Source organism: Streptomyces palmae, assembly GCF_004684805.1.
Lineage (GTDB): Bacteria > Actinomycetota > Actinomycetes > Streptomycetales > Streptomycetaceae > Streptomyces > Streptomyces palmae.
Genome location: NZ_SRID01000051.1, coordinates 18,081 through 27,204 on the forward strand (window position 1 = coordinate 18,081; position 9,124 = coordinate 27,204).

Annotated in this window: 7 protein-coding genes; 4 read left to right on the plus strand and 3 right to left on the minus strand. The window is 72.1% G+C overall.

Translation table 11 applies throughout. The features are described from left to right. Window positions 1-248: 248 nt before the first annotated feature. A complete protein-coding gene (locus E4099_RS08415; RefSeq protein WP_135338343.1) occupies window positions 249-1,187 on the plus strand; it encodes an RNA polymerase sigma-70 factor in 939 nt (312 codons plus the stop codon). 232 nt (window positions 1,188-1,419) lie between these two features. On the opposite strand, the gene E4099_RS08420 is transcribed toward E4099_RS08415, so the two are convergent. Next, complete coding sequence (locus tag E4099_RS08420) at window positions 1,420-2,169, minus strand: SAM-dependent methyltransferase (RefSeq protein WP_135338337.1); 750 nt, start codon at window positions 2,167-2,169, stop codon at window positions 1,420-1,422. Window positions 2,170-2,521: 352 nt separating this feature from the next. Here E4099_RS08420 and E4099_RS08425 point away from each other — a divergent pair, with 352 nt between their 5' ends. Continuing rightward, complete coding sequence (locus E4099_RS08425; protein ID WP_167828321.1) at window positions 2,522-4,432, plus strand: transglycosylase domain-containing protein; 1,911 nt, start codon at window positions 2,522-2,524, stop codon at window positions 4,430-4,432. A gap of 230 nt (window positions 4,433-4,662) precedes the next feature. Here the strand turns inward: E4099_RS08425 and E4099_RS08430 are convergent, their stop codons facing one another. Next, window positions 4,663-5,928 (minus strand): polysaccharide deacetylase family protein, encoded by a 1,266-nt coding sequence (locus E4099_RS08430; protein ID WP_386389358.1) that lies wholly within the window; start codon window positions 5,926-5,928, stop codon window positions 4,663-4,665. A gap of 369 nt (window positions 5,929-6,297) precedes the next feature. On the opposite strand from E4099_RS08430, the gene E4099_RS08435 reads away from it, so the two are divergent. Beyond that, window positions 6,298-7,419: a baeRF3 domain-containing protein gene (locus tag E4099_RS08435; protein WP_135338339.1), complete on the plus strand. Its 1,122-nt coding sequence runs from the start codon at window positions 6,298-6,300 to the stop codon at window positions 7,417-7,419. A 125-nt stretch (window positions 7,420-7,544) separates the two neighbouring features. Here E4099_RS08435 and E4099_RS08440 read toward each other — a convergent pair whose 3' ends face one another. Beyond that, the gene (locus E4099_RS08440) at window positions 7,545-8,300 is read right to left on the minus strand and encodes an aminoacyl-tRNA hydrolase (protein WP_135338340.1); all 756 of its coding nucleotides are present in this window, start codon (window positions 8,298-8,300) and stop codon (window positions 7,545-7,547) included. 126 nt (window positions 8,301-8,426) lie between these two features. Between E4099_RS08440 and E4099_RS08445 the strand changes: the two genes are divergently transcribed. Next, window positions 8,427-9,124, plus strand: a 698-nt coding sequence (locus E4099_RS08445; protein ID WP_135338341.1) for an ABC transporter ATP-binding protein, incomplete at its 3' end; no start/stop codon positions are given.

Consider the following 9,124-nt stretch of genomic DNA (forward strand, 5'->3'; position numbering starts at 1 on the left):
CCTCACTCGTGGTCGCGCACCGAACGAACACAAGACCCCGGCGGGCCGATCCCTGTGACAGTGCCGCCGTGTGAGGCGGGACACAGCCCGGCGGCGGTGCCGGTGGTATACGACCCACACCCCCCAGCGCCTCCCCGCCGCCGCACCCCGGAGCCGGGCAGCGGGAATCCGACGCGGCCCGGGTGTCACACAACGGCGGGGTCCGGCATCTGATGGGCGACACCGTCGAGAGCGAACAGGAGCCGAACATGGCCGGCACGCCGCACACCGCACCCGAGGACCGTGGCAGGGACAGCAGCCGCGGCGACCGGCCGGACGAGGCCACCGAGGCGTTCCTCGCCCACCGCAACCTGCTGTTCACCGTCGCCTACGAGATGCTCGGCTCGGCCGCCGACGCGGAGGACGTCCTCCAGGAGACCTGGCTGCGGTGGGCGGGCGTCGATCTGGGCACGGTGCGGGACCAGCGTGCGTACCTGGTCCGGATCACCACCCGTCAGGCGCTCGGCCGGCTGCGCAGCCTCGGCCGCCGCAAGGAGTCCTACGTCGGCTCCTGGCTGCCCGAGCCGCTGCTCACCGCGCCCGACGTGGCCGAGGACGTCGAGCTGACCGACAGCGTCTCCATGGCGATGCTGCTGGTACTGGAGACGCTCGCACCGGTGGAGCGGGCGGTCTTCGTGCTGCGCGAGGTGTTCGCCCTCGGCCACGACGAGATCGCCGAGGCCGTCGGCAAGAGCCCGGCCGCGGTCCGGCAGATCGCGCACCGGGCACGGTCGCACGTCGCGGCGCGCAGGCCGCGCGGGGCCGTCTCCCGGGCCGCGACCCAGAACGCGTTGGACGCCTTCCAGCGGGCGGCCGACACCGGCGATCTGCAGGGCCTGCTCGACATCCTCGCGCCGGACGTCGTCTACCTGGCCGACGGCGGCGGGATCAAGAGGGCCGTACCGAAGCCCGTGGTGGGGGCCGCCAAGGTGGGCCGGCTGCTGACCGCCGCGCTGGGCCGGATCGGCGCCTACTCGATGCTCCCGGCACAGGTCAACGGCTACCCGGCGCTGATCCTGCGGGAGGACGAGGCGGTCGACACCGTGCTGGCGATGCGCGTCGAGGACGGCCTCATCACCGGGCTCTACGCGGTACGCAACCCCGAGAAGCTGTCGCACATGGAGCAGGAGACCGCGCTGCGCCGCTGAAGCCCGCCCGGCGCCCCCGGTTTCGGCGCGTGCCGTACCGGGCTCCCTGTCCGCCCGGTGGACACCGGCCGGGGTGCACGGGTGAGGCCCCGCGATCGGGGGGATGCCGCGGGGCCTCACTCTGTGGAACGGAGCAGCGCGGGCCGGGGTTCCCGTACCGGTGGGTCGCGGACGGGACCGGAGCCGGGCCCGTGGCCGCCGGGCGGTCACGGCCCCTCGCCCCTCCTCCGGCTCAGTCCGCCGTGCGCCGCAGCACCAGGCTGACGAAGCCGAACACGCCGCGGTAGCCGCGCAGCCAGCCCGCACGGTGCTCGTCCGCGGCCTCGAGCGCGGCGGCGCTGTCCGGGTGGTCGGGGTTGTCGAGCGCCCAGCGGGACAGCGAACCGGTCCAGGACCACTCGTACATGTCCCACTCGCGCAGCGAGCTGACGTGCGCGTACACCGGGGTCCAGCCCTCCGCCCGCACCCGGTCCACGGTGGTCGCCAGGTCGCTGAACTCCTCGGCCTCGGCTCCCAGGCCGGTCAGCGCCGCCGGGTCCGGCTCGCGCTCCCAGAAACCCTCGCCCACCAGGGCCGTGCCGCCGGGCGCCAGATGCTCCCGGAGGGCCGCCAGGGTGGGTACCAGCCCGCCGTAGGCATGGGTGGAGCCCACGCACAGCACCGCGTCGAAGCGGTGCTCCGGGCGGTATGCCGCCGCCTCGCACCGGTGCAGCGCCAGCCGGTCGGCGACCCCTGCCTCCTTCGCGGCCTGCTCCGCCCGCTCCAGGGCCGCCGCGGAGACGTCCACCCCCTCGGCGCGCACCGCGGGATACGCCGTCAGCGCCTGTACCGGCCAGGCCCCGAAGCCGCACCCCACATCCAGCAGCCGGCCCTCGCCCCGCGGGAGGGCGTGCTCCAGCAGGGTGCGTATCGAGGCTTCGTCGAGAGGGGCGGCGATCGGATGGTTCCGGTGCGCGATGGAGCTCATCAGTTGTCGGTCCATAACGGCGAACTGTGCCGGGAGAGGGGAGGGGAGGGCGAATCATTTTGCCGGGTGTCCTCTTGCTACAACATGAAGGGCCGTCCGGCGACAGACGCTCTCCAGTGGGCATAGGGTCAGACCGTCCGGGGGGAACGACAGGAGAACTCCGAGCCGCGCGAATGCGGAGCGTGGGGGGAACGTGCAGGGCAGCAACCACCAGGCGGGCACACACCGGCGTCCGCGGCACCGCCGCAAGCCGTCGTCGTCGGCGAAGGGCTGGGCGGTGCGCCGTTGGGCTTTCCAACGCCTGCACCTGGACTATCCGCGTACCCGAAAGAGAGGCGTCCGGCGCTGGCTGCCCTCCTGGCGCCAGATGTCGCTGTTCTTCGTGTTCTGCCTGAGCGGACTGATCGCCGCACTCAGCTATGTCTACTGGCAGACCGAGATACCCGAAGACCTCAATGACTTCGCCACCCAACAGGACAACGTCTACTACTGGGCGGACGGCACCGAAATGGCGCGCACCGGGCCGGTGAACCGGCAGGACATCGCACTGGAGAAGGTGCCGGAGAAGGTGCAGTGGGCGGTGCTGGCCGCCGAGAACGCCAGCTTCTACTCGGACAGCGGTATCTCGATCAGCGGTATGACCCGCGCGGTCACCCGGATGGTGACCGGAGGCGAGACCCAGGGCGGTTCCACCATTACCCAGCAGTATGTGAAGAACGCCTACCTGAACCAGCGCCAGACGTTCTCCCGCAAAGTCAGCGAAATGTTCATCGCGATGAAGCTGGACGACAAGCTGAGCAAGGAGGAGATCCTCGAGGGCTACCTCAACACCAGCTGGTTCGGACGCGGCACGTACGGCATCCAGCGGGCCGCCAACGCCTACTACGGGAAGAACGTCTCCGAACTGAACCCGAGCGAGGGCGCCTTCCTCGCCGCCCTGCTCAAGGGCGCCGGCTCCTTCGACCCCGCGATCAGCGAGAAGAACCGCTCCCGGGCCGTGGAGCGCTGGTCGTGGGTGCTGGACCGGATGGTGGAGATCGGCAGGCTCTCCGCCGAGGAGCGCGCCCGGTACAAGAAGTTCCCGGAGCCCATCCCCCCGCCCCGCCCGGACGGACTGACCGGTCAGACCGGCTACCTGGTGGAGACCGCCCGCGCCTATGTCGCCTCGCACACCGACATCAGTGACGCGGAGTTCGACCTGGGCGGCTACCAGATCCACACCACCTTCCAGAAGCCCCAGGAGGAGGCGCTCACCCAGGCCGTGGAGAAGGCGCGCGGGCAGCTGGACCCCAAGCTGCGCACGGCCGACCGCAATGTGCGCATCGGTGCCGCCTCGATCACCCCGGACGGCGGCATCACCGCCCTCTACGGCGGCCCCGACTACCTCAAGCAGGGCTTCAACGACGCCAACGCCTCCAATGTGCCGGCCGGCACCTCGTTCACGCCCTTCGTCTACGCCGCCGCACTCCGCGACGGGGTGCTGCGCGAGCGCGGCGGCCCGCGCACCCCGGTCTCGCCGGAGACCGTCTACAACGGGGACGACGAGGTCGCCGTGCACACGCCCGAGGGGCCGTACTGGGACCGCAGCGGCAAGATCGTGCGCGGCTCCAACGACGGGGACCGGTCCTGGGGCAAGGTCACCCTGCGCAAGGCGGTGGAGCAGTCCATCAACACCCCGATGATCCAGCTGGGCATGGACGTCGGACTGGACCGGGTGCGCCAGGCCGCGGTGGACGCGGGCCTGCTGCCCAGCAGCCTGAGCGGCTCACGGGTGCCGGCCTTCTCGCTCGGTACGGGCACCCCCAGCGCCATCCGGATGGCCAGCGCCTACGGGACGTTCGCCGCGGGGGGAGTGCACCGGGCGCCGTACTCGGTGGCCTCGCTGTCCCGCAACGGCGACCGGGTGGAGCTGGAGAAGCCGGGCGGCAGCCGGGTGTTCAGCCCGCAGGTGGCCACCGAGGTCGGCGAGGCGCTCCAGGGCGCGGTGCGCGGCGGCAGCGCCAAGCGGGCGGCCGAGGCGGCACCCGGCGCGGCGGGGAAGCCCGGCACCGCGCCGGACAACAAGGCCGCCTGGTTCGTCGGCTACACCGATCAGCTCTCCACCGCCGTCTCGCTCTCCCGGCTGGACCCCAAGACCCAGGAGCTGCTGCCGCTGGACGGACTGGGCGGAAGGGACCCGGAACAGGTGGGCAGCAACTACCCGATCCAGATCTGGACCGACTACATGAAGGCCGCGGGCACCGTCCAGGAGGCCGAGAAGGGGCAGATGGCTCCGTAGCGGGTCGGTGGGCCCGGGCGCACCGGGCCCACCGCTCGGCGGCCGCGCTCTCGCGGGCGGGCCGGATCCGGGACGTACGCCGGGCCGGCACAGGAACGCGCCGGGGCCGGGGAAGCGCGCCGGATGGGCCAGGAACGCGCCGGGGCCGGTCCCGTACAGCTGTACGGAACCGGCCCCGGCGCGTTCCTGCTCGGCCCGGCGGTCGCTTCGGGCCGCGGTCACTGCCGCGGTCACTTCAGATAGGTGCCCCAGTCCGGTGACTCGGCCGGGTCCAGCATCCGCAGCTTGTTCAGCACCTGCGGGTCCTGGGCGTCCAGCCAGTCGGCCAGCTGCCGGAAGGACACGCACCGCACGTCCTGGCGCCGGCAGACGCTCTTCATCACGTCCTCGATGGCCTGCATGTAGATGCCGCCGTTCCAGGTCTCGAAGTGATTCCCGATGAACAGCGGTGCACGGCTGCCGTGGTATACCCGCTGGAATCCGTTGAGATAGCCGTCCCGGGTCAGCTTCTCCCATTCCGCGTAACGGGCCGGGTCGCCTTCGGTGCTGTCCCCGGACTGGTTGTAGAGGAAGTTGAAGTCCATCGACAGGACCTGCTTCTCGCTGTGCGGGTAGGGCACCAGCTGCAGCGGGAAGTTCCATATTCCGTCGATCTTGGACGGCCATATCTGGAAGTCGCCGGGGGAACTGGCGTCATAGCGCCAGCCGAACGACTTGATCGCCGGAATGAGGTTCTTCTGCCCCTCCAGGCAGGGGGCGCGGCCACCCACCAGTTCCACGTCGTAGTCGAAGGGCAGCGGGTCGATGTCGGTGAATCCGGTGTTGGTCTTCCAGTTCTTCACGAACGAGTACGCCTGCCGGATCTCGCTCTCCCACTCCTGCGTACTCCAGTCACCGCCGCCCTTCGCCTCGCAGAAATGGCCGTTGAAGTGCGAGCCGATCTCGTTTCCTTCTTTCCAGGCGCCGCGCAACTGCTCCAGGGTCTCCCGGATGTGCTCGTCGGTCGCGAAGGATATGGCGGCGGATCCGGGCTTGTGCTGCGGCGGGTGGTACAGGTCGCGCTTGGATTTGGGCACCAGGTACATGCCGCTCAGGAAGAACGTCATATCGGCGTCGTTCTCCTCGGCGACCTTCCGGAAGTGCGAGAAGAGGTGGTCCTGGTTCTCCAGCGCGCCGTCCCAGGAGAAGACCACGAACTGCGGCGGCTTCTCACCGGGCTTGAGCTTCTTCGGCTTGGGCTGTCCGGGCTGGGGGCCGGTGTAGGCGGTGGAGCCGTCACCCAGCACCTTCACCTTGCCGTCCCAGTTGGCGTACTTGTCCGCCTTCTTCGGTGGCGCGGGGGTCTTGCGGTCCGGCCGGATGTTCTGACGGCGCGGTGCCTCCGGCTGCGAGTCGTCCTGGGAGTCGCCTCCGCCGCCGGTCAGTGACATGACCAACGCGACCACGACAGCCACGACGACCAGCGCCGTTATGCCGTACACGCGCTTCGCCCGCAACGCTTTCAAGGTGTCCCGCCCCTCGGCACCGATCCCGAACCCAACCTCATGCGGCTGGGCCGACCAGTATCACAGAAGCATTACCACGCCTTCACACAGGAGCTCAGTATTCGGGCACCGGTGCGAAGCCCAGACCGCCTCCGGGCCGCCTCCGGGGCGGCTCCAGTGGGCGCCACCGGGGCCTCGCCGCCCGGGCCCGTCACCATCGGGACCCGCCCTCCGCAGGCGCTGCCGGGAGCGCTCGGCGCGGGGACCGCGGCCCTTGGACGGCCCAGGCGGCACCTCGCGCGTTCCGCCCCGGCCACTCCGTGATGCGGGGCCGACGGGTCTGGGCGATCCTGCTGGAGAGGCCATCGTCGAGAGGCAGAGATGCTCACCACTGATCTGACATCCAGCACCCTGGCCGAGCTGCGCGAGCGTCGGCCCTACCCGGCGGTCACCGTCACCCTTCCCACGGACCGGCGCGCCACGCCCGCCACCACGCCGGACTCGGTCCGGCTGCGCAACCTCGTCGCCGAGGCCAAGCGCCGGCTGGAGGTGGATCCCGAGGTGTCCCGCGAGGCCCGGTTCGGCATCAGCGAGCAGCTGGACCAGGCCCTGGCCGAGGTCGAGCCCCGCAACTTCGGGGACGGCTTGGCGGTCTTCGCGACCCCGGGCGAGCACCAGCTGTGGTACCTGCCCCGGTCCACGCCGGAGCGCGTGGTCTTCAGCGACACCTACCTCACCCGCAACCTGGTGGCCGCCCATGAACGGGTCCGCCCCTACTGGGTGCTGGTGGTCGCCGCCGACCGGACGACGCTGTGGAGCGGCAGCGACGGGAACCTCCAGGAGGAGAAGGCGCACGGCTTCCCCGCGACGCCCCCCACCGTGGAGCCGGACCCCGAACGCTTGCAGCGGACCGGCGAGCCCCTTGACCCGTACGGCGGCGAGATCGCCCGGATGTACATGCGGCAGGTGGACGGCTTCATCGACAAGCTGCTGGCCTCGGATCCGCGCCCGCTCTACCTGATCGGCGCCACCCCGGCCCTCAGCCTGCTGGAGGACGTCGGCAACGCCTCCAAGGCGGCGGTGGCCAGGATCGTCAAGGGCGGGCTGACCGGCGGGCCCGCCTCGGCGCTCACCGAGGTGGTCGCCGAGGCCCGTGCCGAGCAGTCGGCGCGGGACGCGGAGCGGGTGCTGACCCGGATCGACCAGGCGCAGGGGCGCCGGACCTTCGCCGCCGGGCTGGACGAGGTCTATCAGGTGGTCAAGGAGCGCCGGATCGACCTGCTCGCCGTGGAGGAGGACTACCAGCGCACGGTCCGGGTCACCGAGGAGCACCTGGTCCCGGTGGATCCGGAGACCGCGACCGCCGAACTGGGTTCGCAGGTCATGGAGGACATCGTCGACGAGATCATCGAGGCGGCGCTGGACGCCGGCAGCGAGGTGGTCTTCGTGCCGGAGGGCACGCTGGCCGCGCACGACCGCATCGCGGCGGTGCTGCGCTTCTGACCGCCCGCTCCCGACACGGTGACCGGACACCGGCGGGACCGGGTGCCGCGCCGGTGTCCCGGGCGGCCGGCGGAGGGTGTGCCCCGTGCGGTGCGATGGGCGCGGGGCACGCCCTCCGGCCGCCCTCAGGCGCGGGTCGCGCGCAGGGCCGGGTGGTCGGCGATCACCGTGCAGGAGCCGGGCGCGATCTCGGTGAACCCGGCGTCGCGCACCACCGGCAGCCCGGCGGTGGTCAGCCGGGCCCACCGGGCCGGATCCGCGGTACGGACCGACAGCGCGAACCCCGTCTCCCGCCAGGCGGCGCGCTGCCGCTCGGTCAGGTCCCACCAGGCCAGTTGGGCGCCGTGTCCGGCCTGGGCCATCGCCTTCCCGGCCGACATCCGCAGGTCGGGGCTGAGCCAGAGCACCGGGGCGTCGGCGTCCGGCTCGGCCACCGGCTCCGGGTCGTCCAGTTCGGTACCGCTGACCTGGAGCTTGGCCAGATCCTTGGGCCACCCGTCGAGCGGCACCGGCGGGAACACGCGCACCTGCGCGGCGCGCCCGGCGACCGTGATGCCGGGCAGTGCCTCCGCGCGCCGCCACTCCCCGCCCCGCGCCCGGCGCACCACCTTGCGGATCCGGGCGTCCTGCCAGTCGCGCACCGCCTGCGCCCACTCCCCGTCCGGGTCGGTGGCGCGCTCGTCCGACAGCAGGGTGAGCACCGCGCGGGCCGCGGTCTCCAGCGCGTCGGTCCTGGCCGGGGGAGCGGTCTTCTCGATTCGTACCACCAGGGGCAGCACGAACTGGGGTGCCGCGTCCCGGTCCGTCTCCTCGTGCCGGAACGGGCTGGTCTCCCGGTCGGTGCCGTCGGTCCTGGTATCACTGGCGTCAGAGCTGGTCACCGGTCCAGTGTGCCAGCCTGCCGAAGCCCCGATACGGACTGCCGACCGCGTGAGGCGCCCACCGGCGGCACCGCGGCGAGGGGGGAGCGTGCCCGGTCGGGGGCGGCGCGCATAGGGTCAACAGCCATGAGACTGCGCGGAGTCGGACGCCGCTACGGGCTGGGCGGGCCCTGGGTGCTACGGGGTGTCGACCTCGAACTCGCCCCTCGCACGCTGCTGCGGATCGAGGGTGCCAACGGCAGCGGCAAATCGACCCTGCTGCGGCTGCTGGCCGGTATCGACGCGCCCAGCGCGGGCCGGATCACCGGACGCCCGCGCACCGCCTACGTACCCGAGCGCTTCCCCGTGGAACTGCCGTTCACCGCCCTGGGCTACCTCACTCACATGGGCCGGATCCACGGTCTGGGGCGGGCGGCGGCGGAGCACGCGGCGGCCCGGTGGCTGGAGCGGTTCGGAGCCCAGGGGCATGCCGCCACGCCGCTCGCCGAGCTGTCCAAGGGCACCAGCCAGAAGGTGGCGGTCACCCAGGCACTGCTCGCCGAACCCGGGCTGCTCGTCCTCGACGAGGCGTGGACCGGACTCGACCAAGCCGCCCGGGCCGAGCTGGACCGGGCGGTCGCGGAACGTGTCGCCGGCGGCGGCACGGTGGTCTTCGTCGACCACGACCCGCGCCGGCTGGCCGGTGCCGAGGACGCCGCCTACCGGGTGGCCGGCGGCCGGCTCACCCCGGTGGCACGGACAGCGGGCAGCCGCCAGGCCCCGGCCGCCGGGCCCCGGGTGCTGATCGAGGCCGAAGGCCCACCCGGCGCCGCCCTGCCCAGCGC

Coding starts and splice junctions, on each gene's coding strand:
- E4099_RS08435 (WP_135338339.1), top strand. CDS start 6,298: ATGCTCACCACTGATCTGACATCCAGCACCCTGGCCGAGCTGCGCGAG.
- E4099_RS08415 (WP_135338343.1), top strand. CDS start 249: ATGGCCGGCACGCCGCACACCGCACCCGAGGACCGTGGCAGGGACAGC.
- E4099_RS08420 (WP_135338337.1), bottom strand. CDS start 2,169: ATGGACCGACAACTGATGAGCTCCATCGCGCACCGGAACCATCCGATC.
- E4099_RS08425 (WP_167828321.1), top strand. CDS start 2,522: ATGTCGCTGTTCTTCGTGTTCTGCCTGAGCGGACTGATCGCCGCACTC.